Consider the following 23,751-nt stretch of genomic DNA (forward strand, 5'->3'; position numbering starts at 1 on the left):
GCGATGGATCAGTTGTCGGCGATGCGATGTTTTGCGCGCGTGGTGGAGACGGGGAATTTCACGCGCGCGGCGGATTCGCTGGAGATGCCCAATGCGACCCTGAGCAAGCAGGTGCAGGAACTTGAGGCGCATCTGGGCGTGCGCCTGTTGCAGCGGACCACCCGGCGGGTGACGGTGACGTCCGAAGGACGCGATTACTATGAAAAAGCCACCCGCATCCTGCACGACCTGGAGGACATCGACACCTCGTTCAGCGTCTCCCGCAGCAAGCCGCGCGGGAACCTGCGGATCGATATCGGCAGTTCGACCGCAAGCGACGTGCTGATTCCGGCGCTGCCGGATTTCATGGCACGCTATCCGGACATCCGCATCGACCTCGGCGTGTCGGACCGCTCGGTGGACCTGATCAGCGACAACGTCGACTGCGTCCTCCGCGGCGGACCTTTGGACAGTTCCTCGCTGGTCGCGCGCCATATCGGCAGCGCCGGCTTTGTCACCTGCGCGACGCCGGCGTACCTGAAACAGTTCGGTGTCCCGGCTTATCCGGATGAGTTGAAAAACGGCCATCGCCTGGTCAGCTACGTATCTTCGCAGAACGGCCGCGCCGTGCCGTTCCGCTTCGAGTACAAAGGCGAAAAGACCGAGATCAAGGTCGAACACCGGGTTGGCGTCAACGAGAGCAATGCGCATCTGGCGGCGGGACTGGCGGGGTTGGGGATTATCCAGACCTTCAGCTATGCCGCCGGCGCGGCGCTCAAGGACGGTTCATTGGTGGAGATACTGAAGAAATGGCGTCCGGCGCCTTATCCATTCCACGTCGTGTACCCGCAGAACCGGCATGTGACGCACCGCCTGCGGGTGTTCATCGATTGGCTGGTGGAATGCTTTCCGGAGAAAGTCGGCGTCAGCTAACGCGGACATAAAAAAGCCCGCGCCGGCAAATACGGCGCGGGCTTTCAGTCAACGCGATCGCAGGTTCAGGCCACCGATGCCGCCGTCCGGCGCGTCGCGCTGCGCTTGAGCAGCCATGCAGCGAACACGAAGGCGGCCGCGACCAGGCCCAGGTTCTGCGCCGAACCGTCGGCCACCGTCAGCGCACCGGCGCTGGCGCCGATCGAGAAGCCCAGGTACATGAACGAGGCATTGAGCGACATCGCGATCGGCGCCAGCTTGATGCCCGCGATGCTGATCAGATTGGTCTGCTGCGCCGGATAGAACGCCCAGCCGGAAATGCCCCACACGATCACGCTGAGGAACACCGGCAGCACCGCCAGGTTGGCCGGCAGCAGGTAGGCGATCGCGGTCAGCGTCAGGAAAGCCGCGATCAGGAACATCAGCGCCGGACCGGTCACGCGGCGGAAGCCCACGCGGTCGGCGATCTTGCCGCCGGCCATGACGCCGATCGCAGCCGAGATGCCCCAGGCGAACAAGACGTAGCCGACGTGGGTGCCGTGGATGCCGGTGACCTGATTCAGATACAGCGCGAAATACGTGTACATGGTGTACGCACCGGTGGCCCACAACAGCGTGGTCAGCAGGGCGCGCAGCACGGCCGGGTCACGCGCGGCCAGCACGCGTTCACGCAGGCTGGCGACCGGAAGATTGTTGCCGATGCCGCGCGGCAGTCCCAGCATCAGGCCCAGCGTCGCGATCGCCGCCAGCAGTGCCACGCCGGCGAAGGTCATGCGCCAGCTCAGGGTGTCCGCGATCACGGTCCCCAGCGGCGCGGCCAACGCCACGGCCACGGTAATTCCCCCGCTCACCAGCGCCAGCGCACCGCCGCGTTTTTCCGGCGCGACCAGCGCACCGGCCAGGGCCAGGGCATTGGGCACGTACAAGCCGGCGGCGAAGGCCAGCAGGATGCGCGCGGTCATCAGCGACCAGTAGCCGGTGGCTTGCCAGGCCAGCAGGTTAGCCAAGGTGAAGGCTGTCATCGCACCGATCAGCAGGCCGCGGCGGCTCAGGGTGCCGGTCAGTGCGGTCAGGATCGGCGAGCTGATGGCGTAAGCAGCGGTGAACGCCACCACCAGTTGGCCGGCGACCGCAACACTGACGCCGAGGTCCTTGGCGACCGTCGGCAAGATGCCGGCGATCATGAAGCCTTCGGCGCCGACGGCGAAGGTGCCCAGCGCCATCCAGTACAAGGGCGCATTGCCGGACCCGGAGGCGGGGACCGGAGCCGGAGCAGGAAGAGAAGATGTGTTCATGAAATTCTCGCTATAAGAAATGAATTGAAATGACCGGTCGTCTTAAACTTGGTGAAAAAAATGCCGCTTGCTATGAAGCGGCTTGCTGCAAATATTCGGTATTGCTCAGATCAGGACTTTATTGAAAATCACATCCATGAACTGATTGAAGGCATCCGGGCTGCGCTCCACCCGCACCCGCAAGGTTGCGCCTTCCCACGCATTGAGCACGAAGCCGGCCAGCGTCTTGGGGCTTAGCTGGCTGGCAATGCTGCCATCCTGCTGGCCGGCGGCAATCGCGTATTCGAGCGCCGCGCTCCAGTTGCCGTAAATTTTCAGCAACTGTTCGCGGATCACCGGGCTTTGCTCCGACAATTCCGCAGTCATGTTGCCGATCATGCAGCCATGCTGGAAACCACGGTCGACGAGGCGCTGGTTGAGCGCCGTGAAATAACCGCGCAGACGCTCCAGCGCAGGCAGGCTGTCATCGGACAGTATCTCGCGCAGGGTGCTGCGACGGGAGGCGTAGTCGCTGACGATTTCCGCCGCCAGGGCTTCCTTGCTGGCGAAATGGTTGTAAAACGATCCCTTCGGCACGCCGGCCTCGACCGTGATGTCTTGCACGCTCGAGGCGTTGAAGCCACGTTCCAACAGGAGTTTGAGCGCGGCGTCGAAAATCTGGTCACGGGTATTTGGCTTGGACATGTAGCGATAATATGACCGGTCGTCTTAAAAGTCAACGAGAGCTGCCTGACTGTGGCGAAAACGCCATGCCAGGCCGGTTTGCTGCGTACGGGAGACGCCTTTTTATTGTGTCAGAGGAAACTATTTCACTGCGGCTGCGGCAACTTCCCGCGCAATTGCCAGCGACGAAGTCAGCCCCGGCGACTCGATGCCGAACAGGTTGATCAGTCCCGGGAAACCGTGCTGCACCGGCGTGCTGATGATGAAATCCTGCTCCGGACCGCCGCGCGCCAGCTTCGGTCGCACGCCGGCATAGCTCGGCTGCAGTGCGGCGTCGGCCAAGCCGGGCCAGTAGCGCCGTATCGCGGCGTAGAAACCGTCCGCGCGGCGCGCGTCAACCGCGTAGTCGATGGCGTGCTCGTCTTCAATGTCCAGCCATTCGACGTCGGGACCGAAGCGCGCCTGGCCGGCCAGGTCCAGCGTCAGGTGCACGCCCAGGCCGCCTTCTTCCGGCAGCGGATAGATCAGCCGTGAAAACGGCGTCTTGCCGCTCAGCGAAAAATAATTTCCCTTGGCGAAGTACGGCGTTGGCACGTGTGCCGACGGCAAGCCTTCGAAGCGACGCGCCAGCCGCGGCGCTGACAGCCCTGCGGCATTGATGACCAGGGTCGCGGACAACTGTATTTCTTCGCCGTCGGCGGTTACCGCGTCGAGCGCGATGCCGTCGGGGGTTCTGCGCGCGACGACGACTTCCGTCTGCAGCGCCAGCACTGCGCCGGCGGCTTCGGCGTCGGCCAGCAGCTGCTGCATCAGCGCATGACTGTCGACGATGCCGGTGGAGGGCGATAGCAGCGCCGCCGTGCAGTGCAGGGCCGGCTCCAGTTCGCGCGCATGCGCCGCATCGATGGGCCGCAGATCATGTACGCCGTTCTGCGCGGCATGGGCGGCGACGCCCTGCAAGCGCGCGGCCTGATCGGCGCCGGTTGCCACCAGCAGCTTGCCGCAGCGCCTGTGGGCCACCTGGCGTTCTTCGCAATAGCGGTACAGCAGGGCGCGTCCTTCCACGCACAGCTTCGCTTTGAGAGAGCCGGGCCGGTAGTAGATGCCGGCGTGGATCACCTCGCTGTTGCGCGAGCTGGTGCCGCTGCCGATGGCGTTGCCGGCTTCGACGATGATCACGTCGCGCCCGGCCAGCGCCAACTCGCGCGCAATCGCCAGGCCGACCACGCCGGCGCCGATGACGATGCAATCGATATGGTCGCTCATGTGCGGAAACGCAGAAAATGGATGTTCACGGTGATGTTGCAGGTAAATTGCTTTTTGTCGAAAGACGCTATCGTACTATCGTATTGCGGCGCCGTTCCATCCGCGCCATGACATTCCTGCAAACGGGATTTCCTCCGGTGCGGGGCTGGTCTACAATCGGCCATCGACAAAAAATCAGAATAAACGTCGACGCGAGACCACAACAAGAGACCACAACAACAAGTCGCACTCAGGAAGGGTCGTCAGTCATGTACAGCTTTCTGCCGCTTGCTTATCAAATCGACAAACTCGCCCGCAGATTGGCGGGCAGTTTTCCCGGTGTTTTCTCCGTCGACGAGCGCGAGTTGCTGGTCGTCGGGACGGAGTCCACGCCGGTCCTGCGCAACGGCGCCGATGTGCTCAACCTCAACTTCGGCGCGATCGACAGTTTCTCGGCCGCGACGGGGGGCAGCGCGACGATCTTCGTCCAGCGCGGCAAAGACTTCGTGCGCGTCTCGACGTCGGTTAAAAAGGAAAACGGCGAACGCGCGATCGGCACCTTGCTCGATCATGCCCACGCCGGCTATCGCGACTTGCTGGCCGGGCGCAGCTATACCGGCTTCGCTCAGCTGTTCGGCCGCCAGTACATGACGCGCTACGATCCGGTGCGTGATGCACGGGGACGCGTAGCGGCGGTGCTGTACGTCGGCATCGATGTCAGCAGGCGCTTCCAGGTAGGCATTGGTGCGCGCCTGGGCATGCTGGCCTTCGGCATCGCCGGCGTGGTGCTGGGTGCGTATGTCTGGGCGAGCGTTGCCGCCGTGTCGGCGCTGCCGCCTGCAACCGCGCCTGCGGTGATGGCGGCGCTGCTGCTGCGCCATGGCGCGATCGCGCTGGGCTTGCTGGCGCTGGGCATGGGCGGCTTCTACTGGCTGGCGCAACGCATGGTGACGCGGCCGCTGGTCGACGCCACGGCCGCCGCACAGCAACTGGCGAAGGGCGATCTCACCACCATGATCCACGTAGGCCGGCGCGATGAAATCGGCCAGCTGACGCAAGCCATCAACGGCGTCGCACAAGGGCTGGCAACCATCGTCGGCGCCGTGCGCGCGAGCGCCGAACGCATCAACGTCGCCGCGCACGAAATCGCCGCCGGCAACAACGACCTGTCGGCGCGCGCGGAAGCGCAGGCCGGCGCGCTCGAACAGGTGCGCGCCACCATGGAAAATTTCAGCGCCGGCATCCGCAACAACGCGGGTCACACACAGCAGGCGGGCAATCTGGTCGACAACGCTTCCACGCATGCAGGCGAAGGCGGTAAGGTGGTCGGCTCGGTGGTGGCGACGATGGGCGCGATACGCGCCAGTTCGCACAAGGTCGCCGACATCATCGGCGTGATCGACGGCATCGCCTTCCAGACCAATATCCTCGCGCTCAACGCCGCGGTGGAAGCGGCGCGCGCAGGCGAGCAAGGCCGCGGCTTTGCGGTGGTCGCGACCGAAGTCCGCCAGCTCGCGCAACGCTCGGCCGCCGCCGCCCGCGAGATCAAGGACCTGATCGCCGAATCGGTAACCAACGTCGACCACGGCGACCGGCTCGCGGGGCAGGCCGGCGGCGCCATGTCCGGCATTGAGACGTCCATCGGCAGCGTGGCGGAGATCATGCGTGACATTGCAACCGCCGGCGCCGGCCAGACCGAAGACATCGGCGAAGTCACGCGCGCGGTCGGCGACATCGATCAGATGACACAGCAAAATGCCGCGCTCATCGAACAAGCCGCGACCGCCACCGAGAGCCTGCGCCACGAAGCGGAGAAGCTGGTCGGACAGGTCGGCGCTTTCAAACTGGCGCAGCGCGGCTGATGCCCATTGACCCGGAGACCCATGGCTCATTACAAACGATCATCCACGGCGCTGCTGGCAGCGGCCTTCGTGCTGCTGGCCTGCGCGGCAATCATCGGTCTCGACATCTGGCGCACCTGGCAGGCGCGCGTGATCGAAGAGCGCGAAGCAGGCGTCTCCGTCTCCAACATGGCGCGGGCGCTGGCGCAGCATGCCGACGACACGATCAAGGAAGCCGACACCGTCCTGGTGAGTTTGCTGGAACGCCTCAGTGTCGACGGCACCGGACCGGCGGCGCTGGAACGCTTGCATCGCCTGCTGGCGGTACAGGTCAAAGAGCTGCCGCAACTCAACGGCATCTTCGTCTACGACAGCCAGGGGCGCTGGGTGGTCAATTCGCAGCCGCGGCTGGACAACACGCAAAATAATGGCGACCGCGAGTACTTCATCTATCACCGCGATCATCCCGACGACGGCCCCTACATCGGTCCGCCGGTGCGCAGCCGTTCCACCGGGAAGTGGATCGCCACCGTAACCCGCCGCGTCAACAATGCCGACGGCAGCTTTGGCGGCGTGGTGCTGGCGACGGTGGACATGGCCTACTTCCAGCGGTTCTACGACAGTTTCAACATCGGCAAGTCGGGCGCCATCCTGCTGGCGCTCAACCGCGGCACCATCGTGTTCCGCCGTCCGCTGCGCGAAGACTCGATAGGCAAGAGCATGGCCGACGCCGCCATCTTCCGCGACCATGCGGCGAAGAACGCCAGCGGCCTGGCTGTCATCCGGTCGTCGCAGGACGGCGTGGAACGCATCAACGGCTACCGCCATCTGCAGACTTATCCGCTGTTCGTGTCGGTGGCGCTGTCGCGCGACGAGGTCTTTGCCGAATGGCGCGCCGACGCCTACATGCACATGATCGGCGTGCTGATCCTGGTGACGGGTTTTGCAATCATGGGGCGGCGCATGGTGGCGCAGATCGACCAGCGCTCGATCGCCGAGAATGAATCCAACGAAGCGCGTGCGCAGGTGGAAAAACTGAATCTGACCCTGGAGCGGCTGGCGCTGCAGGATGGACTTACCGGCCTCGCCAACCGGCGCCAGTTCGACGTCGCGCTGGCGCGCGAAATGAGCCGCGCGGTGCGCAGCGGCAAGAGCCTGGCCTTGATCATGATCGACGTCGACCGCTTCAAGCTGTACAACGATTTGTATGGGCACTTGTCGGGCGATGAATGCCTGCGCAAGGTCGGAAAGGCTATCCTTTCCGGCGAACGCCGGCCCGACGACCTGGCGGCGCGCTACGGTGGCGAAGAGTTCGCCATCATCCTGCCCGATTGCGATGCCGCCGGCGCGGCGGCGATCGCCGAACAGATCCGGCAGTCCGTGCGTGCGCAGCAGATCGAGCATGCAGCGAACCCGGACGGCATCGTGACCGTCAGTCTCGGCGTCGGTTGCTTGCCTGAAGTAAAACGGGAAATGTCGGTGCGCGATCTGATCGGTGCAGCGGATCAGTCGCTGTATCGCGCGAAAGGCGAGGGCAGGGATCGCGTCGTGGTGTAGGAAGTTGATGCAGTGGGGCAGTCTGCGGCGAATCCAGGGATCCGCCGCGGCAGGCAATCAGCGGGCGACGCTGGATTTTTCCGGCTTGACGGATTCCTGCTCCATCACTTCACCGGCAACCACCTGCATTTCGTCATCAAGCTCGGCGGCGTCGACCGGCGTCTTGACGGCGTTGCGATTGAGCACATAGATCTCTGCATTGCGCACTTTCGGCGCTTGATCCGGGACGACATTCTGGACCTGGTACATCGCGAGATCATTTTCCCATTTCTTTTCACGGTAAAAAAAGTACAGCAGGAAAACCAGGCCGACGCTCAGGTAGGAGACGACGGCGAGGAACATGTCTTGCTGGAACAGGTTGGTGATGAAATCCATGGCTATCTGTGCTCTCTGAGGATGGGATTGGGGTTGGGCGATAGAGCAATGATAATGAACGACTCCTGTGACCGGTATCGGGGAATTCCCTATTCCTTGCCGGCAGCGCTTTTCGGCGACGCGGCAAGGGCTGGTTGACGACTAATGCATCAGCGTTTTCCTGAGCGTGGCGGCAAGCTCTTCAATGGCGAACTTGGCGACGTAACCGTTGGCGCCGACGCTGCGTACGTGGTCCTCGTTGGCCGAGCCCGACAGCGATGAATGGATCACCACCGGGATGCCCTTGTAGCGCTGGTCCGCCTTGATGTTGCGGGTCAGCGTGAAACCGTCCATCTCCGGCATTTCCAGATCGGTCAGCATCAGCGCCACCTTGTCGGCGATCTGCTTGCCTTCGCGCTGCGCTTCGGCGCCCAGCACCTGCAATTTCTCCCAGGCTTCCTTGCCGCTCTTGGTCATGATGTACGGTACGCCCAGCGTGGTCAGGCCGTCTTCGATCAGCGCGCGCGCCACCTTGGAATCGTCCGCCGCCAGCACGATGGCGCCGGGCTTGACCAGGCTCTTCAGTTCGCCGTCGTGGCCGTTGTCCAACGCCTGTTTGACCGGAGAGGTCAGGTTCAGGATTTGTTCCACGTCCAGCACCTGCACCAGGCGGCTGCCGTCGACGTCGGAATCGAGGCGTGCGATGCTGGTGACGAGGTCGCCGCCGGCGCTGGCCTCGGCCGACAGCACCTGGCTCCAGTCGAGGCGCACGATCTCTTCCACCGATTCCACCGCGAACGCCTGGGTGTGGCGCGCGTATTCGGTGATCAGCAGGATGTTCAGACCGGTCTTGGGTTTGCAACCCGTCACGGCAGGCAAGTCGATGACCGAAATCACCTGACCGCGGATGTTGACCATGCCCAGCATCGGCGACCTGGTGCCGGCGGCCGTGGTGATCGGCACCATCGGCACGATCTCGCGAATCTTGAAGACATTGATGCCGAACAGCTCGCCCGGACCATCGCCGCCGGCATTGCCGAGGCGGAACAGCAGCAATTCGAATTTGTTGCTGGCCGTCAGGTTCGTGCGCTCGTCGATCTCTTTTTGGAATGCATCCATGGATACCTCAGGTGTCAGTTGGGTTGCGGGTTCTACGTGGCGTTTCAGATCAGAATTGTTCCCAGGAGCCAGTCTCATCGTTGGCTGCGACGGGAGGTTTCAGCGCCGGTCGGTTTTCCTTGCGGATCACGGCGGCGGCAACGGGTTTGACCGGTTTGACCGATTTCAGTCCCGGCGCGCGGGCCGGCGTGATGTCGATGGTGCGCGTCGGCGCCGCCGGCTTGCTCAGCGCGGCGCGCTCGTCGAGCTTGAATACGCTGACGACTTCCGACAGGCGGCCGGCCTGCTCCTGCATCGACTGCGCGGCGGCGGCGGCTTGCTCGACCAGCGCGGCGTTCTGTTGCGTGACTTCGTCCATCTGCGTGATGGCGAGGTTGATCTGCTCGATGCCCTGGCTTTGCTCGTGGCTGGCGGCGGTGATTTCGCTGACGATGTCGGTCACGCGGCGCACGCTGTTGACGACTTCTTCCATGGTGGTGCCGGCCTGTTCAACCAGTTTGCTGCCGACGTCGACCTTGGAGACCGAGTCGTCGATGAGAATCTTGATTTCCTTGGCGGCGGCGGCCGAACGCTGCGCCAGGCTGCGCACTTCCGAAGCCACCACGGCGAAGCCGCGGCCCTGTTCGCCGGCGCGTGCCGCTTCGACCGCGGCGTTCAAGGCCAGGATGTTGGTCTGGAAGGCAATGCCGTCGATCACGCCGATGATATCGACGATCTTCTTCGACGAATCGTTGATCGACCCCATGGTGTCGACCACCTGGCCGACTACGTTGCCGCCGGCGACCGCGACTTCCGAGGCCGTCACGGCGAGTTGATTGGCCTGACGGGCGTTGTCGGCGTTCTGCTTGACGGTCGAGGTCAGTTCTTCCATGGCCGAGGCGGTTTCTTCCAAGGAACCGGCCTGTTGTTCGGTACGCGAGGACAAGTCCATGTTGCCGCTGGCGATTTCGTTGGACGCAGTGGCGATGGTGTCGGTGCCGGTGCGCACTTCGCCCACGATCTTGAGGAGATTGTCGTTCATGCCGCGCAGCGCATCGAGCAGCTGTCCGGTTTCGTCCTTGCTCTCGGCGCGGATCGTGGCGGTCAGATCGCCGCCGGCGACGCGCTGGGCCACATTCACGGCGTCGGTCAACGGGCGCGAGATCACGCGGGAAATCCACACCGCCAGTGTCATCGCCGCCGCCATGCAGATCAGCAGCATGGCGATGATCCATGTACGCGCGCTGGCATAGGTGACGTCGGCATCGGCGCTGGACTTCTCTGCGCCTTTCTCGTTGACTTCGACCAGTTTTTCAACCTGGTCGAGCAGGCTGCGATAGACCTTGGTCGATTCTCCCTTGAGCAAGGTGCGGGCGTCTTCATTCTTGTTGGCGCGCGAGATGTCGAGGATTTTCTTGTGTTCACCCAGGAAGATGGCGATGGATTTTTCCACGTCGGGGAAAAGTGCCTTTTCTTCCGGTTCGCTGATCTGCCCGAGATAATCCTTTTGCTGTTTCGCCAGCACGGCAATCTGCTTGTTGGCGTTGTTTTCGATTTCTTCGAATTCTTGCGGCGTCGACGCCAGGATATGTTGCAACTCGAAGCTGCGGATGCGCGACAAGGTCAGCTTCAGCTGCGACAGCGTGCGGATGCTCGGCAGCCAGTTGGTGGCGATTTCGGTCGAGGCCTGGTTGACGCGGCCCAGTTCGCGGATCGCGAATGCACCGAGGGCAGCTTCGAGGGCAACCACAATGAAAAAGACTGAAATCAGTTTTCTTGAGATTTTCAGATCGTAGAACCACTGCATATTTTTCTCCTGCGTAGGGGACGGGGATATTGCATATAGGCATGCCGCCTACGGCGACACGTCTGAATCTGGCCATCAGGCAGGGAACCGGCGCAGTGTCGACGTTCGTGTCTGTCGACGCCGGACCGGTGGAAATTCCGCTATGCCCGATGTATGACCAGACTATCGAATCGACATACTCTCCGGTATCAGTGTTTTCCTGATAGCTGAGAGGCAACAAAAGGGAGGACGGCGGAAAAGGCGGGACGTGAATGAAAAAAGCCCGCTTGCGGGAGCAAGCGGGCCGGATGATGACTGGAAGAAATTACAGGTACTGCACTTCGATCGTGGCCGAGCCGTCGAGGTCGATGTTCTGCGTCAGCGGCAGGTTGGCGCCCTTGTCCAGCACGGCGGTCACGCCCAGGTTGCCGGACATGGTCTTGTACGAACCCGGTGTGGTCGAACCGCTGGTGGCGAACGCCTGGCGGCCGGTGCCGTCGGCGTTGAAGCGGCCGTAGGTCGACTTGGCCCAGGTGCCGTTGTTGGCGGCGTCGGCGACGATGTCCGGTGTGGCGCCGTCGGCGGTGAACGAACCGACGATGGTGCGCACGCTGTAAGCGCCGATGTTCTTGCCACCCGCTGCACCCAGACCGTAGGCATGCTTGTCGCCCAGGTTGGAGTTGATGGCAGTCATCAGGCCGGGGACGACGGTGGACGCCTTGTTGTCGATGGCGCGCACAGCAACTTTGGTTGCCGCGTCGCAAGTGACGGTGAAGGCGATGGTTTTTTCAGCCAGCACGTTCGGCGCGGTGGCGCTCAGGCCCTTGGCGGCGATGGTGCCGTAGTCGACCACGTTGGTGCCGGTGAAGGCCGGAGTACAGGCCGATGGGCGAATCACGCCTTTGACCTTCAGTTCAGCGGTGTCGGCGGCTTGCGCAGCGAAGGACACCAGCAGGGAAGCAGCCAGGGCGGAGAAGAGAGTGATTTGCTTGTTCATGATCGTTTCCTTAAGTAGTCAGAATGAGTTGAAGTTCGTGTGAATTCGTTTTGCCTGAGCGCCTTGTATTTGCTTAAGCAGTGAAGCCATTCTGACGATTTAAGGATCGGATTTATATGAGAAAACTCTCAAAAAACAGCGTGGTGAAAAAACGAGACAACAGGCGCGAGGATCGTGCCGGCACCTGTCTTGCACAGCGGAAACGCTGCGGTTGCCGGCCTGATCGGGGATAATAGAGGCCTTTATTCTCTTTACTCTCAACAAGGAACGTCGTGGCAGTCTCCATCAAAACCGAAAAACAGATCGCCATGATGCGCGTGGCAGGCGGCCTTGCGGCGGACGTACTGGAGATGATCGGCGAATATGTCGTACCCGGCGTGTCGACCGAAGAACTCGACCGCCGCTGCCACGATTACATCCGCAAGGTGCAGAAAGCCACGCCGGCCAACGTCGGCTATCACGGTTTCCCGAAGACCCTGTGCACCTCGATCAACAGCGTGGTCTGCCATGGCATTCCCAGTACCAAGGATGTGCTCAAGGACGGCGACATCGTCAATATCGACGTCACGGTGATCAAGGACGGTTGGCACGGCGACACCAGTCGCATGTATTTTGTCGGAACGCCCAGGCCGGAAGCGGCGCGGCTGGTGCAGACCACGCTCGATGCCATGCTGGCCGGCATTGCCGTGGTGCGGCCGGGCGCTCGCTTGGGCGATGTCGGCCACGCCATTCAGACGCTGGCCGAGGGTGCGGGCTATTCGGTGGTGCGCGAATACTGCGGTCACGGCATCGGCAAGGTGTATCACGAAGAACCGCAGGTGCTGCATTACGGCACGCGCAATTCCGGCCTGCTGCTGCGCGAGGGCATGACCTTCACGATCGAGCCGATGATCAATCTCGGCGCGCGCGCCGTGCAGCAACTGGCCGACGGCTGGACCGTGGTCACGCGCGACGGCTCGCTCTCGGCGCAGTGGGAACACATGATCGCGGTGACCGCCGACGGCGCCGACATCCTGACGCGCTGGCCTTCCGCCAGGTAATTTCCCGTCCGATCGTCGTTCCATCCGAAGCTGCGCTGACAGTTACGGAAGAGGCTGACGCGCGCATCGGTTATCATTTCTTGCCGCGCGGCATTCGCGCCTTGTGCTTCGTGTATTTTTCTGCGCGCCGTCGCTCCGGCCCGCTTGCCCGCAACTTCCATCCACCGTCCTGACAACGATACTTATCCGCCCATGAAAATTTCCCCGTCGCTGCCGCTGTGGTCCATCGTTTCGCCCATCCTTGGCTGGCTGGTGTATGCCGTCAACGGTCTGCAACCCGGCAGCTGGTTCGTCGCCTTGCTGGTGATCGGCCTGATGGCCAGCGTGCTGGCGGCGGTGTATCACGCCGAAGTGGTGGCGCACAAGGTCGGCGAGCCGTTCGGCACGCTGGTGCTGGCGCTGGCGGTGACGCTGATCGAGGTGGCGTTGATCGTGTCGCTGATGCTGGCGGGAGGCGAGGCGACTACGGGACTGGCGCGCGATACGGTGTTTGCGGCGATCATGATCATTCTCAATGGCATCGTCGGCATCTGCCTGCTGGTGGGCGCGAGCCAGCATCGCGAGCAGTCGTTCGGCCAGCACGGTGTCAGCGCTTCGCTGGCGACACTGGCGGCGATTGCCGTATTGACGCTGGTCTTGCCGAACTACACCCTGACCAAGGTCGGACCGTATTACAGCGCCAGCCAGCTGGCGTTCATCGCGGTGATCTCATTGGTGCTGTACGGTACCTTCGTGCTGGTGCAGACGGTGCGCCACCGTGACTATTTCCTGCCTCCGAACGCCGCCGGCGATGCGGAAGCGCATGCCGAGCCGCCATCCAACAAGGTCGCCATTACCGCTGCCGTGCTGCTGCTGGCGTGCCTGGGCGCCGTGGTGCTGCTGGCCAAGGCGCTGGCGCCGACGCTGGAAGCCGGCCTCGACAATCTGGGCGCGCCGAAATCGGTAGTCGGCATCATCATTGCCGCCATCGTGTTGCTGCCGGAAGGACTGGCGGCAGTGCGCGCGGCGCGCGCCAATCGCTTGCAGACCAGCCTCAACCTGGCGATCGGCTCGGCGCTGGCCAGCATCGGGCTAACCATTCCTGCAGTGGCGGTGGTGTCGCTGGCGACCGGCTGGACCTTGTCGCTCGGACTGGACATCAAGTCGACGGTACTGCTGATGCTGTCGTTCATCGTCGCCGCCTTCTCGTTGAGCACAGGTCGCACGACGGTCATGCAGGGCATGGTGCACCTGGTGATTTTTGCGGTGTATCTGTTTACGACGATCGTGCCGTAACTCGTGCTGTAACGCACTCGATCCGATCAGCGTCGCAGATTGGCGGCGTCCTTGCGCAGCGGATCGAGCAGCTGGCGCAATGCGTTGTGGTCCAGCTCGTACATCAGGGCCAGCAAACTGCCCAGTTCGCCGCGCGGAAACCCTTCGCGCGCGAACCAGCCCAGGTAATGGCCGGGCAGGTCGGCCAGCAGCCGGCCCTGGTATTTTCCATACGGCATTTCCATGCTGACCAGCTTGAGCAGAGATTCCTGATCCATCGCAGCGGTCTCGTTATGGAAACGCGCTGTCGATCTTGACGTCGTCACGCCGTTCGACGCAATTGCGTCCCTTGGCCTTGGCGACATACAGCGCGCGGTCGGCTTCTTCCACCAACTCTTCCGGTTCGCCCGATTCCTGCGACGGCTCGATCATGGCCACGCCGGCGCTGACTGTCACGACGGTCAGCGGGCTGGCCGCATGCAGGATGTCCAGCGCGACGATGTCGGCGCGGATGCGTTCGGCAATCAGCGCCGCCGACTCCAGGGTGGTTTGCGGCAGCAGCACCACCAGTTCTTCGCCGCCGTAGCGCGCCACCAGGTCGCCGGTGCGTTGCGGCACCTGCTTGAGCAGCGTGGCGATACGGCGCAGGCAATCGTCGCCGGCGCGGTGGCCGTAGATGTCGTTGTACTGTTTGAACCAGTCGACGTCGAGCATGATCAGCGCCACGCAGTCCTTGTTGCGCAGCGCACGCGCAAACTCCTGACTGAGTGCGATATCGAAATGGCGCCGGTTAGCGAGGCCGGTCAGGCCGTCCTCCAGCGCCAGGTTCTGCAAATGGCGGTTGAGCTGGTCGAGGTTGTCGCGCGCGACGCGCAGCTCGGCTTCGGTTTCCAGACGCAGCTTGATCTGGCGCAGCAGCCAGTTGCCCAGCAGCGCCAGGATCACGATCAGCAGCAGGATGGCGGCGGTGTGGTGCAGCGTGTCGTCGACCCAGCTGTCGAGCACTTCTTCCTTGGACAGCGCAATCGCCACGAACAGCGGGAACTGGCTGAAGTGCCGGTAGGCGTTGATCCTGTCCTTGCCGTCGACGGTGGACGGCGCGGTGTGCGTACCGTGATGGAACTTGGTGACGTAATCGCGGAAGATCGGTACCTTGTTCAGGTTGTAGCCGACGTACTTGTCGAAGAACGGCCGGCGCGCCAGCAGCGTGCCGTCGTTGAGTCCCAGGATGATGAGGCCGTTGTCTCCGATGTTGAAGGTGTTGTAGAAGTTGCGGAAATAGTCGATGTCGATCGCCGCCAGCACTACGCCACGGAAACGGCCGTCGGGGTAATCGAAGCGGCGCGACACGGTCAGGCGCCAGGCGCCGGCCGGGTTCTTGATCAGCGGTCCGATGTAGGGACCGCGTTCGGGATGGTCTCGATGATATTGGAAATACTTGCGGTCGCTGATATTGCCGCTGAATGGCGTGACGTTGGAGTCGACTACCGGATTGCCGTGAGCGTCGAGGATGAATACGCCGGCCAGCTGGCTGACTTCCGCCACGCGCTTTTGCAGCAGGCTGTGCAGGCGCGGTTTCTGGGCGTCGTCGACGCCGTCGGCTTCCAGCCGTTCCACCACGCCGGAGAGGATGATGTCGGCGGCCTTAAGCGTATCGTCGCCATGCTGCGCCAGCGCTCGCGCCATGTTGACGATGTTGGCTTCGGTATCGTTGAGATGTTCCGCGCGCGCCTTCCACGCCTGCCAGCCGTTGACGGACAACAGCGACACGCAGACGATGACGAAAAATACCTTTGCCCGGAATACCAACGGCGCGGTTTCGCCTGGTTCCCGGGACATGATTTTCTTCAATCGCTGCAAGACGGTCATAACGGATGTTGTGTTTATTATCGATGCGAAGGCGTGGGGCGCCGGCACCTTTATGCTACTAGAAATACGCTCGAAATTCGCGGTAGTTTGTTCTTGTCCGGCAAATATTCGGGCCCGGCGCGACATTGTGCAATCGCGCATTGTCGCAGGGAAAGAATACCTCGCGGTTCTATAATCGGACAGTCCTCATTTTCATACCCGCCATGCCGACTTCCCGCGCCGACGATCCGCAACCCACCCCGCCCATCGAACCGGCGCTGGAAGATTGCTGCCAGAGCGGCTGCGATCCCTGCATCTTCGACATTTACCAAGATGCGCTGGAGCGCTACCGCCTTGCGTTGCAGGAGTGGCAGGCGCGCCAGCCGCCGCCAAAGCCTGTTCGGAAACGTTCTCCGCGGTAATGGATTTTTCGTTGTCACCCGAGGGTCATAATCCTCAGGTATGTTCCAACGGTGCCGACCGCAGCCGGTCGCCGCCTATTCAGGCTATTCAGGCTATTCAGGCTATTCAGGCATCCTCTGATGGAGAAAAAATGAACGACGAAGAACTGGTGCGCCGCATTCATCGCGAGCTTGCCGACAGCTACGATGAAGAGCTGGAACTGGAAATCGAAGACCGCACGATCGAGCAACTGGCCGGCGGCGTCGACGCCGTCAGCGAACAGGACAAGGCCGACCGCCGCCTGTATTTCCGCGAGCTGTTCCGCCTGCAGGCCGAACTGGTCAAGTTGCAGGACTGGGTGGTCGCCACCGGGCACAAGGTGGTGATCCTGTTTGAAGGCCGCGATGCGGCAGGCAAAGGCGGCGTCATCAAGCGCATCACCCAGCGCCTCAACCCGCGCGTATGCCGCGTCGCCGCGCTGCCGGCGCCGAACGACCGCGAACGCACGCAATGGTATTTCCAGCGCTATGTATCGCACCTGCCGGCCGCCGGGGAAATCGTGCTGTTCGACCGCAGCTGGTACAACCGCGCCGGCGTCGAGCGCGTGATGGGCTTTTGCAGCGACGATCAGTACGAAGAATTCTTCCGTTCCGCGCCGGAATTCGAACGCATGCTGGTGCGTTCCGGCATCCAGCTGATCAAGTACTGGTTCTCGATTACGGACGAAGAGCAGCACATGCGCTTCCTCAGTCGCATCCACGATCCGCTCAAGCAGTGGAAACTGAGCCCGATGGATCTGGAGTCGCGCCGCCGCTGGGAGGACTACACCCGCGCCAAGGAAGTCATGCTCGAGCGCACCCACATCGCCGAAGCGCCATGGTGGGTGGTGCAGGCCGTCGACAAGAAGAAAGCGCGTCTGAACTGCATCCATCATCTGTTGAACCAGATGCCGTACGGCGAAGTTGAGCACGCGCCGATTTCGTTGCCGGAGCGCGAGCGCCACGACGATTACTTCCGCCGTGAAGTGTCGAGCGAGATCCTGGTGCCGGAAATTTACTGACCGTCATCGCAATCAGTCGCGCATGAAAAACGGGAGCCCAAGGGCTCCCGTTTTTCATTGATGCCGACCAAGCCGACCAAGCCGACCAAGCCGACCATGCCGGTCAGCTCAGAAGTACCGGTTCAGAAATACTTTTTGACGATTTCGCCGAAAGCCTGTTCGGCCGGCATGCCGCCGCGCATCAGCGTGGTGATTTCTTCCGAGTGCTCGCCGATGGTGTCCGGCAGGGTCGCGCGGTTGGCCTTGAAGTATTCGTACTTGTCGCTGTCGACCTGGTCCTTGGCGCGTGTCGCGGCGCTCGGCGCACGCGTGGTGCTGGCGCGCTTGACGCCGCCGGTGCTCAGCGTGCGGGTGGTCTTGCTGCCGCCGACCTTGGCCAGCCTGACCTGATCCAGGGTGAACACGCCGGTGGCGTTGCCCGGCGCGAATTCGCCTTCTTCCGGATGATGCAGGTGATGGTTGCCGTCGAAGGCCATTTTCTTGCCGGCAGTGTTGGTCAATTGATAACGCGGACCGTTGCCGGACGTGACCAGCGCGAACTGGACGCGCTCGCCGTAAATGCCCATCTGGGTGAGGACGCCTGTCAGGTAGGGCGCTTTCAGGGTGTCGATGTTGCCATTCCAGCGTTTGCTTCTTGTCGTAGTCAAAATATGTACTTCCGTAATGATGGCGGCCGCGCGCAAAAGAGATCGTGGGGGAAACGGCAATCCCGGGCGGCCGGCCTTGAAAAAACAGCGTGACCTGCCATTATCCTCTTCTCGCGCCGAGATTGACAGCGCGATGCAGCAATTTTTGCCGCAGGGGATCGCGGCAAAAACGCGAAATCCCCGCCCAGAGCGCCTTTCAGCCTCGCGATTGGTGTACGGCAATGCTTCCATGGGGCAATAACGGCGCTATAATGCGCCAACTCCGCGCTCGCAGAGGCGCCCACAAAGAAACACACCAAAAAAACGGGGAATCATGGGATCGGGAAATCACACATATCGCGTCTTCGTGTCGGCCGCCTTGTTCATCTGTTTAGGCTGCGCCGGCAACGTCGCGCACGCGCAAGTGCAGGACTATGTCCAGGCCGGCATCGTCAAAGTCGTCAGCGGCAACGTCCAACTGCTGCGCCGTGACCAGCCTTCGGCCGCCCGTGTCGGCGACCGCGTCTTTTCCGGCGACCGCGTGGTCACCGCCGAGGGCGGCGCCATCGGCATCACGCTGCGCGACGACACCTTGCTGTCGCTTGGCCCCAAGAGCAACTTCCTGCTGGAACAATACAATTTCGACACCAGCTCGGGCGAAGGCAATGTTGCCGTGCGCGTGGTCAAGGGCACGCTGCGCTACGTCACCGGCCTGATCGGCAAGCATGCGCCGGAACGCCAGCAAGTCCTGACGCCGACGGCCACCATCGGCATTCGCGGCACCGACTTTATCGTGGAGGTGGCCGATGAATAAGTTGACAGAAAATAAGCTGATCGAAAAGCTCACCCGCTTGCTGGCGCCGGGTGCGCTGCTGCTGCTGCTGGCCGCCTGCGCCGGACCGAAGGAACGCTTCGTGTTGTTGCCGCAAGCGGACGGCTCGTCCAGCAGCATCGTAGTCAAGTCCGGCGGCGGGGAGACCGCATTGGCCACGCCGTACGCCTCGGTCGAGACGCAGGCAGGCAAGGCCGGCAAGACGGTCACGCTGAGCGAAGCCGACATCAACAAGCGCTACGCACCGGTGATGGAAAACCTGCCAATGCGTCCGCGCACCTATGTGCTGCAGTTCGAACTCGGGCGTGATCGCCTGACGCCGGCCTCGCGCAAATTCCTCGACCAGGCAATTGATGAGTTCAAGCAGTTCCCGGCTGGTGAATTCCTCGTGATCGGTCACGCCGACAACATCGGCAGCGACGCCTTCAACGACACGCTGTCGGTGCGTCGCGCCAAGCTGGTCGAGAGCGAACTGATACGTGCTAAAGTCAATCTGATCAGCATCGAAGTGATTGGCAAGGGCTCGCGCGAACCGCGCTTCCCGGCCAAGAAAGGCGTGCCGGAGCCGCGCAACCGCTACGTCGAGATCAAGCTGCGCTGAAAAAACAAATTCAGAGACATGGCCGACATCTACCTCGCGTACTCCCCCGAGACGCGTGCGAACTACTATGGCGACAAACCGCTGGCGCTGTTGCAGGCGCTGGGAACGGTACGCCTGAATGACAGCGAAACGCCGCTGACCCCGACCGACCTGGTGCGCGCCGCCGCCGGCTGCGACATCATCGTCGCGCCGCGCATCCCGGCGGCCACCGCCGAGGTCTTCGATCAACTGCCGCAACTGGCCGCCTATTGCCGTGGTGCGGTCGATATCCGTACCATCGACGTCGCCGCCGCCAGTCGTAACGGCGTGCTGGTCACACGCGCCACGCCGGGTTTCGCCGCCTCGGTGGCGGAATGGGTGCTGGCCGCCATGTTCGATCTCAGCCGCGGCATCAGCGACGCTGCGCTGGCTTATCGCAACGGTATCGTGCCCGCCGTGAGGATGGGCCGCGAATTGCGCGGCGCCACGCTGGGCGTGGCCGGCTACGGCACCATCGGCCAATACCTGTGCCGCGTCGCGCAGGCGCTGGGCATGAAGATCGCCGTTGCCGATCCGTATGCAAACATCACCGAGCCGGCGCATGTGGCGACCAGCTTCGACGCCATGCTGGCGCAATCCGATTATGTAGTTTGCCTGGCCCCGGCCACGGCCGAAACGGCGCAGCTGTTCAACGCCGCAGCATTTGCAAAGATGCAGGCATCGGCCTTCTTCATCAACGCGTCGCGCGGCGAGCTGGTCGATGAAGCGGCGCTGCTGCAGGCGCTTAATCATGGCGTCATCGCCGCCGCCGCAATCGACGTCGGCATGGCGCCGGACCAGATGCCATCGCCGCTGCTGGCGCGCCATCCGCGTGTGATCGCCACGCCGCACATCGGCGGCCTGACGCCGCAGGCAGCCGAACACCAGGCCATGGACACGGTCAACCAGGTGGCGGCAATTCTTGCCGGTCGTTTGCCCGAGGGCGCGGTCAATGCCGACCAGGCGCACCGGCTGGCGCGGTTCAGCGCAGCACAATAAGATCAGCGGAGACAGTTCATGACTTCCAACGTGATATCGGGCGGCGCCTGCGACTGCCACATCCACATTTACGATTACACGCGCTTTGAACTGATGCCGACGGCGCCTTCCAGGCCGCCGCAATCGCTGTGGTCCGATTACCGGCGCGAACAGCAGGCGCTCGGCCTGACCCGCGCGGTGATCGTGCAGCCGACCGGCTACGGCTTCGACAACCGCTGCACGCTCGATGCGCTGGGACAGGCGCAGGGCAGTGCGCGCGCCATCGTCACGGTGCCTGCGGAGATTGCCGAAAGCGAACTTGCCGCGCTGGACCGGGCCGGTGTGCGCGGCGTGCGTTTCATGATGGTGGCCAATGGCGGCGGCGTGATGCGCTGGGACATGCTGGAACCGATTGCCGCCAAAATTGCGCCGTTCGGCTGGAACATCAACCTGCAGATCGACGGCCGCGATTTTGAACACTACGAAGACGTGCTGAAGTCCTTGCCGTGCCGCATCGTGATCGACCACAACGGCAAATTCCTCAAGCCGGTGGCGCCCGATCATCCCGCCATGCAAAGCCTGTTGCGCCTGTTGGATACGGGACGTTGCTGGATCAAGTTGTCGGCGCCATACGAGACCTCGCAAACCGGCGCACCGGATTATGCAGACGTCAGCGCGCTGGCCCAAACCTTTGCGCGCGAGTTTCCCGAGCGCTGCCTGTGGGCCAGCAACTGGCCACATCCCGGCCGCAATCCGCAGCCATCCAATCGTGCCTTGCTCGACCTGTTGCCGGCATGGGCGCCGTCGGCCGAAGTGCGCACGCGCATCCTGGTCGACAACCCAGCGGTGCTTTACGGATTCTGAGCGAAGCTGAAAATGGCGGCCGGCGCAATCGCCGTATCTTCATCGAAACTGTCGGGATCATCCAGCGGCCATGCCAGCGACAAGGGCGTCAACTGCACGCCGAAACGTGCGGCGGTGTTTTCCGTAGCATGCGGCGCACAGTTGCGCGTCATCAGGCCGGCCATGGTGGCCGACACGCCGCGCTGCGCTGAAAACTGTTCCACGCTCACACAGCGCAGCGGCACCTGGCGACCATTGACCAGTTGCGCCAGCTCAGCCAGGCTGTAGTCTTCCGGACCGCCCAATTCGTAGACTCCGGCATCGCCTTCGCCCAGCGCGGCGGCTTCGGCGATGGTAGCGACGTCGCCGAGGTTGATGGGGCGGCAACGTTGCTCGCCGTCGCCGGCCAGCAATACCGTTTCGCCCGGCACGCGTTGCTGCAGCGACAACTCGAACGGCAAGGGATGCGGACTGCCGCGCACCACCGGACCGATGCGAAAGATCACGCTGTTGTGCAGCCGCGCCAGCATGCGTTCTGCCAGACCTTTGGCCTTGAGATGCCAGTTGTCCGCTTCGGCGTCGGCGTCGACATGCGAAAAATACACCACGCGCGTGTGGCGCGTACCGACCGCCGCAGCGATGCGCTCGGCTGTATCCACCATGCCTTGCTGATACGCTTTCCAGTCCTCTGAACAGGAGCCGGAGGTGCCGGTCAGCAACACCACCGCATCGGCTTCGGCGATGACCTCAAAGCTGCGTTCGCTGTGAGTCCAGTGGGCCACGGTTTCATCGGCCGTCAGCCGCACCGGTTCGCGCACCAAGGCGGTGACGTGGACGTCGGCATCGCGCAGCAGCAACAGCAACAAGCGGCCGGTGGGACTGTTGGCGCCGGCCACGACGACACGGCGTACCGGTGCAATGGATGTAGCTGATGGAATCTTTGACTTGTTCATGACTTCCCCTGTTCGCAACAATGCAGACATGCAGGTGAAGACGTACGGGCGAGCGGAATATTGTGCACTGGTGAAAATATTTTTTACTGCTTTGCATTGCGCGGTAAAACGATGACAATCCGGTCAGCATTCATGCCGACAACTGAGTTGCAGTCATTCAGCCTGCCGTCAGCTACGTAAAAACCGCCATTGAAAACACCGCATGCATACCAACATGCACGCCAACACATCTCCCTTTGCGAGGCCCCATGCCGTCACGTTTCACCATCGTATTCGTCCTCTCCGTCATGGGCGCGCTGCATGCTCTGATAGGTTGGCGCCTGTTGCCGGCGCTCGGCATTGATGCGGCCTGGCAGGGCGTCGGCGCGCTGTTGCTGGTGCTGTCGTTTGTGCTGATCCCGGCCGGCCTGCTGGCGCGGGGGATCAAGCAGCAACCGCTGTCGGACCGGCTGGCCTGGGTCGGCATGCTGGTCATGGGCCTGTTCTCTTCCCTGTTGCTGCTGACCATCGTGCGCGAGCTGGCCTTGCTGGTGTTGTCCCTGCTGCACGTCGTCACGCCCGAGATTATCGAAAGCTCGGCGCGCGCCGTGATCGGTTGCGCCTTGCTGCTGACCGTGGTGGGTTACATGAACGCACGGCGGCTGGCCGAAGTGGTCAACATCGATGTGCCGATCGCCGACCTGCCGCACGCGTTGCAGGGTTTCACCATCGTGCAGATCAGCGACATCCACGTCGGTCCCACGATCAAGAAGCGCTACCTGCGCGCCATCGTCGACAAGGTCAATGAACTCAAGGCGGACCTGGTGGCGATCACCGGCGACCTGGTCGACGGCAGTGTGCAGCAACTCTCAGAACACACTGCGCCGCTGGCGCAATTGCGTGCACGTCACGGCGCTTATTTCGTCACCGGCAATCATGAGTATTATTCCAACGCGCCGGCCTGGATTGCGGAAGTGCGCCGACTCGGTTTGACCGTGCTGTTGAACGAACACGTGGTGCTCGATCATGGCGGTTCACCGCTGGTGCTGGCGGGGGTCACCGATTTCACCGCGCATCATTTCGATGAGAGCCAGCGTAGTGATCCGCACGCAGCAATTCGCAATGCGCCGGTGAGTGCTGCCAAGGTGTTGTTGGCGCATCAGCCGCGGTCGGCTGCTGCGGCGGCGGATGCGGGGTTTGATTTGCAGTTGTCGGGGCATACGCACGGGGGGCAGTTCTTTCCGTGGAATTTCTTTGTGCCGTTGCAGCAGCCTTATGTTGCGGGGTTGAACCGGTTGCGGAATTTGTGGGTTTATACCAGTCGTGGGACTGGATATTGGGGGCCGCCCAAGCGCTTGTTGGCGCCTTCGGAGATTACTCGGTTGAGGTTGGTTCGGGCGTGAGTGCCTTGTCCGTTTTTTCGTAACTGAAGCTGTTTTTTCTTCGGACTACCGGGGTTGCCGGGGGCGGCCCGGCAGCCGCTCACTTTTCTTGTCTCGCCAAGAAAAGTAAGCAAAAGAAGGCGACCGCGATTCGCCGCCCCGCTTTGCGGGGTGCCCGTTGGCGCCG

Annotated in this window: 23 protein-coding genes; 12 read left to right on the forward strand and 11 right to left on the reverse strand. The window is 62.6% G+C overall.

Going from position 1 to position 23,751, the window contains the following annotated elements:
* Positions 1-3: 3 nt before the first annotated feature.
* Entirely contained in the window at positions 4-912 is a 909-nt protein-coding gene (locus ACIROY_RS15310) for a LysR family transcriptional regulator (protein ID WP_402342275.1), read from the forward strand.
* Between the two features lie 65 nt (positions 913-977).
* On the opposite strand, the gene ACIROY_RS15315 is transcribed toward ACIROY_RS15310, so the two are convergent.
* The 3 genes from ACIROY_RS15315 to ACIROY_RS15325 all read right to left on the reverse strand — a co-directional run bounded on the left by ACIROY_RS15315 (position 978) and on the right by ACIROY_RS15325 (position 4,136).
* Complete coding sequence (locus ACIROY_RS15315) at positions 978-2,207, reverse strand: MFS transporter (RefSeq protein ID WP_402342277.1); 1,230 nt, start codon at positions 2,205-2,207, stop codon at positions 978-980.
* A gap of 105 nt (positions 2,208-2,312) precedes the next feature.
* Positions 2,313-2,891 (reverse strand): TetR/AcrR family transcriptional regulator, encoded by a 579-nt coding sequence (locus ACIROY_RS15320; protein ID WP_402279494.1) that lies wholly within the window; start codon positions 2,889-2,891, stop codon positions 2,313-2,315.
* A gap of 120 nt (positions 2,892-3,011) precedes the next feature.
* Entirely contained in the window at positions 3,012-4,136 is a 1,125-nt protein-coding gene (locus ACIROY_RS15325) for an NAD(P)/FAD-dependent oxidoreductase (RefSeq protein WP_402342279.1), read from the reverse strand.
* 248 nt (positions 4,137-4,384) lie between these two features.
* On the opposite strand from ACIROY_RS15325, the gene ACIROY_RS15330 reads away from it, so the two are divergent.
* Together ACIROY_RS15330 and ACIROY_RS15335 are read left to right on the forward strand one after the other, a co-directional pair.
* Complete coding sequence (locus ACIROY_RS15330; protein WP_402342281.1) at positions 4,385-5,977, forward strand: methyl-accepting chemotaxis protein; 1,593 nt, start codon at positions 4,385-4,387, stop codon at positions 5,975-5,977.
* A gap of 21 nt (positions 5,978-5,998) precedes the next feature.
* On the forward strand, positions 5,999-7,513 hold the full coding sequence (locus ACIROY_RS15335) for a diguanylate cyclase (protein ID WP_402279489.1): 1,515 nt from the start codon (positions 5,999-6,001) through the stop codon (positions 7,511-7,513).
* A 57-nt stretch (positions 7,514-7,570) separates the two neighbouring features.
* On the opposite strand, the gene ACIROY_RS15340 is transcribed toward ACIROY_RS15335, so the two are convergent.
* The 4 genes from ACIROY_RS15340 to ACIROY_RS15355 all read right to left on the reverse strand — a co-directional run bounded on the left by ACIROY_RS15340 (position 7,571) and on the right by ACIROY_RS15355 (position 11,748).
* Positions 7,571-7,888, reverse strand: coding sequence for a hypothetical protein (locus ACIROY_RS15340; protein ID WP_402279486.1), 318 nt, complete (start codon positions 7,886-7,888; stop codon positions 7,571-7,573).
* Between the two features lie 141 nt (positions 7,889-8,029).
* Entirely contained in the window at positions 8,030-8,986 is a 957-nt protein-coding gene (locus ACIROY_RS15345; RefSeq protein ID WP_402279484.1) for a chemotaxis protein, read from the reverse strand.
* A gap of 49 nt (positions 8,987-9,035) precedes the next feature.
* A complete protein-coding gene (locus ACIROY_RS15350; RefSeq protein WP_402342283.1) occupies positions 9,036-10,772 on the reverse strand; it encodes a methyl-accepting chemotaxis protein in 1,737 nt (578 codons plus the stop codon).
* A 304-nt stretch (positions 10,773-11,076) separates the two neighbouring features.
* Positions 11,077-11,748, reverse strand: coding sequence for a DUF1120 domain-containing protein (locus ACIROY_RS15355; RefSeq protein WP_402342285.1), 672 nt, complete (start codon positions 11,746-11,748; stop codon positions 11,077-11,079).
* A gap of 272 nt (positions 11,749-12,020) precedes the next feature.
* On the opposite strand from ACIROY_RS15355, the gene map reads away from it, so the two are divergent.
* Positions 12,021-12,788: a type I methionyl aminopeptidase gene (gene map, locus ACIROY_RS15360; protein ID WP_402279478.1), complete on the forward strand. Its 768-nt coding sequence runs from the start codon at positions 12,021-12,023 to the stop codon at positions 12,786-12,788.
* Positions 12,789-12,980: 192 nt separating this feature from the next.
* On the forward strand, positions 12,981-14,063 hold the full coding sequence (locus ACIROY_RS15365; protein WP_402342287.1) for a calcium:proton antiporter: 1,083 nt from the start codon (positions 12,981-12,983) through the stop codon (positions 14,061-14,063).
* Positions 14,064-14,089: 26 nt separating this feature from the next.
* Here the strand turns inward: ACIROY_RS15365 and ACIROY_RS15370 are convergent, their stop codons facing one another.
* Positions 14,090-14,320 (reverse strand): DUF3820 family protein, encoded by a 231-nt coding sequence (locus tag ACIROY_RS15370; protein WP_402279474.1) that lies wholly within the window; start codon positions 14,318-14,320, stop codon positions 14,090-14,092.
* A gap of 13 nt (positions 14,321-14,333) precedes the next feature.
* Positions 14,334-15,881: a diguanylate cyclase gene (locus ACIROY_RS15375; protein ID WP_402279471.1), complete on the reverse strand. Its 1,548-nt coding sequence runs from the start codon at positions 15,879-15,881 to the stop codon at positions 14,334-14,336.
* A gap of 233 nt (positions 15,882-16,114) precedes the next feature.
* On the opposite strand from ACIROY_RS15375, the gene ACIROY_RS15380 reads away from it, so the two are divergent.
* Both ACIROY_RS15380 and ppk2 read left to right on the forward strand, forming a co-directional pair.
* Positions 16,115-16,312, forward strand: a complete 198-nt coding sequence (locus tag ACIROY_RS15380) for an oxidoreductase-like domain-containing protein (protein WP_402342289.1) — start codon at positions 16,115-16,117, stop codon at positions 16,310-16,312.
* A gap of 131 nt (positions 16,313-16,443) precedes the next feature.
* Positions 16,444-17,352, forward strand: a complete 909-nt coding sequence (gene ppk2 / locus ACIROY_RS15385; protein ID WP_402279468.1) for a polyphosphate kinase 2 — start codon at positions 16,444-16,446, stop codon at positions 17,350-17,352.
* A gap of 122 nt (positions 17,353-17,474) precedes the next feature.
* Here ppk2 and ACIROY_RS15390 read toward each other — a convergent pair whose 3' ends face one another.
* Positions 17,475-17,999: a hypothetical protein gene (locus tag ACIROY_RS15390; protein WP_402279466.1), complete on the reverse strand. Its 525-nt coding sequence runs from the start codon at positions 17,997-17,999 to the stop codon at positions 17,475-17,477.
* 313 nt (positions 18,000-18,312) lie between these two features.
* Between ACIROY_RS15390 and ACIROY_RS15395 the strand changes: the two genes are divergently transcribed.
* Genes ACIROY_RS15395 through ACIROY_RS15410 form a run of 4 tightly spaced genes read left to right on the forward strand, consistent with a single transcriptional unit; the run spans position 18,313 to position 21,271 of the window.
* Positions 18,313-18,792 (forward strand): FecR domain-containing protein, encoded by a 480-nt coding sequence (locus tag ACIROY_RS15395; RefSeq protein WP_402342291.1) that lies wholly within the window; start codon positions 18,313-18,315, stop codon positions 18,790-18,792.
* Positions 18,785-19,411 carry an OmpA family protein gene (locus ACIROY_RS15400; protein WP_402342293.1) on the forward strand — a complete coding sequence of 209 codons (627 nt, stop codon included), beginning with the start codon at positions 18,785-18,787 and terminating at the stop codon, positions 19,409-19,411. Before ACIROY_RS15395 ends, ACIROY_RS15400 begins: the two co-directional genes overlap by 8 nt.
* An 18-nt stretch (positions 19,412-19,429) precedes the next feature.
* A complete protein-coding gene (locus tag ACIROY_RS15405) occupies positions 19,430-20,428 on the forward strand; it encodes an NAD(P)-dependent oxidoreductase (protein ID WP_402342295.1) in 999 nt (332 codons plus the stop codon).
* 18 nt (positions 20,429-20,446) lie between these two features.
* Positions 20,447-21,271, forward strand: a complete 825-nt coding sequence (locus ACIROY_RS15410) for an amidohydrolase family protein (protein WP_402342297.1) — start codon at positions 20,447-20,449, stop codon at positions 21,269-21,271.
* Here ACIROY_RS15410 and ACIROY_RS15415 read toward each other — a convergent pair.
* A complete protein-coding gene (locus ACIROY_RS15415) occupies positions 21,259-22,203 on the reverse strand; it encodes an SDR family oxidoreductase (protein ID WP_402342298.1) in 945 nt (314 codons plus the stop codon). The two genes, ACIROY_RS15410 and ACIROY_RS15415, sit on opposite strands and share 13 nt — an antisense overlap.
* A 248-nt stretch (positions 22,204-22,451) precedes the next feature.
* Here ACIROY_RS15415 and ACIROY_RS15420 point away from each other — a divergent pair, with 248 nt between their 5' ends.
* The gene (locus ACIROY_RS15420; protein WP_402279455.1) at positions 22,452-23,585 is read left to right on the forward strand and encodes a metallophosphoesterase; all 1,134 of its coding nucleotides are present in this window, start codon (positions 22,452-22,454) and stop codon (positions 23,583-23,585) included.
* The last annotated feature ends 166 nt before the right edge of the window (positions 23,586-23,751 follow it).

This window comes from Herbaspirillum sp. NPDC101396, from assembly GCF_044767365.1.
Taxonomy (GTDB): Bacteria; Pseudomonadota; Gammaproteobacteria; order Burkholderiales; family Burkholderiaceae_D; genus Herbaspirillum.

What these genes read in the sequence shown, in the direction of transcription:
- ACIROY_RS15310 (WP_402342275.1), top strand. Translation starts at nt 4, where the DNA reads ATGGATCAGTTGTCGGCGATGCGATGTTTTGCGCGCGTGGTGGAGACG.
- ACIROY_RS15315 (WP_402342277.1), bottom strand. Translation starts at nt 2,207, where the DNA reads ATGAACACATCTTCTCTTCCTGCTCCGGCTCCGGTCCCCGCCTCCGGG.
- ACIROY_RS15320 (WP_402279494.1), bottom strand. Translation starts at nt 2,891, where the DNA reads ATGTCCAAGCCAAATACCCGTGACCAGATTTTCGACGCCGCGCTCAAA.
- ACIROY_RS15325 (WP_402342279.1), bottom strand. Translation starts at nt 4,136, where the DNA reads ATGAGCGACCATATCGATTGCATCGTCATCGGCGCCGGCGTGGTCGGC.
- ACIROY_RS15330 (WP_402342281.1), top strand. Translation starts at nt 4,385, where the DNA reads ATGTACAGCTTTCTGCCGCTTGCTTATCAAATCGACAAACTCGCCCGC.
- ACIROY_RS15335 (WP_402279489.1), top strand. Translation starts at nt 5,999, where the DNA reads ATGGCTCATTACAAACGATCATCCACGGCGCTGCTGGCAGCGGCCTTC.
- ACIROY_RS15340 (WP_402279486.1), bottom strand. Translation starts at nt 7,888, where the DNA reads ATGGATTTCATCACCAACCTGTTCCAGCAAGACATGTTCCTCGCCGTC.
- ACIROY_RS15345 (WP_402279484.1), bottom strand. Translation starts at nt 8,986, where the DNA reads ATGGATGCATTCCAAAAAGAGATCGACGAGCGCACGAACCTGACGGCC.
- ACIROY_RS15350 (WP_402342283.1), bottom strand. Translation starts at nt 10,772, where the DNA reads ATGCAGTGGTTCTACGATCTGAAAATCTCAAGAAAACTGATTTCAGTC.
- ACIROY_RS15355 (WP_402342285.1), bottom strand. Translation starts at nt 11,748, where the DNA reads ATGAACAAGCAAATCACTCTCTTCTCCGCCCTGGCTGCTTCCCTGCTG.
- ACIROY_RS15365 (WP_402342287.1), top strand. Translation starts at nt 12,981, where the DNA reads ATGAAAATTTCCCCGTCGCTGCCGCTGTGGTCCATCGTTTCGCCCATC.
- ACIROY_RS15370 (WP_402279474.1), bottom strand. Translation starts at nt 14,320, where the DNA reads ATGGATCAGGAATCTCTGCTCAAGCTGGTCAGCATGGAAATGCCGTAT.
- ACIROY_RS15375 (WP_402279471.1), bottom strand. Translation starts at nt 15,881, where the DNA reads ATGTCCCGGGAACCAGGCGAAACCGCGCCGTTGGTATTCCGGGCAAAG.
- ACIROY_RS15380 (WP_402342289.1), top strand. Translation starts at nt 16,115, where the DNA reads ATGCCGACTTCCCGCGCCGACGATCCGCAACCCACCCCGCCCATCGAA.
- ppk2 (WP_402279468.1), top strand. Translation starts at nt 16,444, where the DNA reads ATGAACGACGAAGAACTGGTGCGCCGCATTCATCGCGAGCTTGCCGAC.
- ACIROY_RS15395 (WP_402342291.1), top strand. Translation starts at nt 18,313, where the DNA reads ATGGGATCGGGAAATCACACATATCGCGTCTTCGTGTCGGCCGCCTTG.
- ACIROY_RS15400 (WP_402342293.1), top strand. Translation starts at nt 18,785, where the DNA reads ATGAATAAGTTGACAGAAAATAAGCTGATCGAAAAGCTCACCCGCTTG.
- ACIROY_RS15405 (WP_402342295.1), top strand. Translation starts at nt 19,430, where the DNA reads ATGGCCGACATCTACCTCGCGTACTCCCCCGAGACGCGTGCGAACTAC.
- ACIROY_RS15410 (WP_402342297.1), top strand. Translation starts at nt 20,447, where the DNA reads ATGACTTCCAACGTGATATCGGGCGGCGCCTGCGACTGCCACATCCAC.
- ACIROY_RS15415 (WP_402342298.1), bottom strand. Translation starts at nt 22,203, where the DNA reads ATGAACAAGTCAAAGATTCCATCAGCTACATCCATTGCACCGGTACGC.
- ACIROY_RS15420 (WP_402279455.1), top strand. Translation starts at nt 22,452, where the DNA reads ATGCCGTCACGTTTCACCATCGTATTCGTCCTCTCCGTCATGGGCGCG.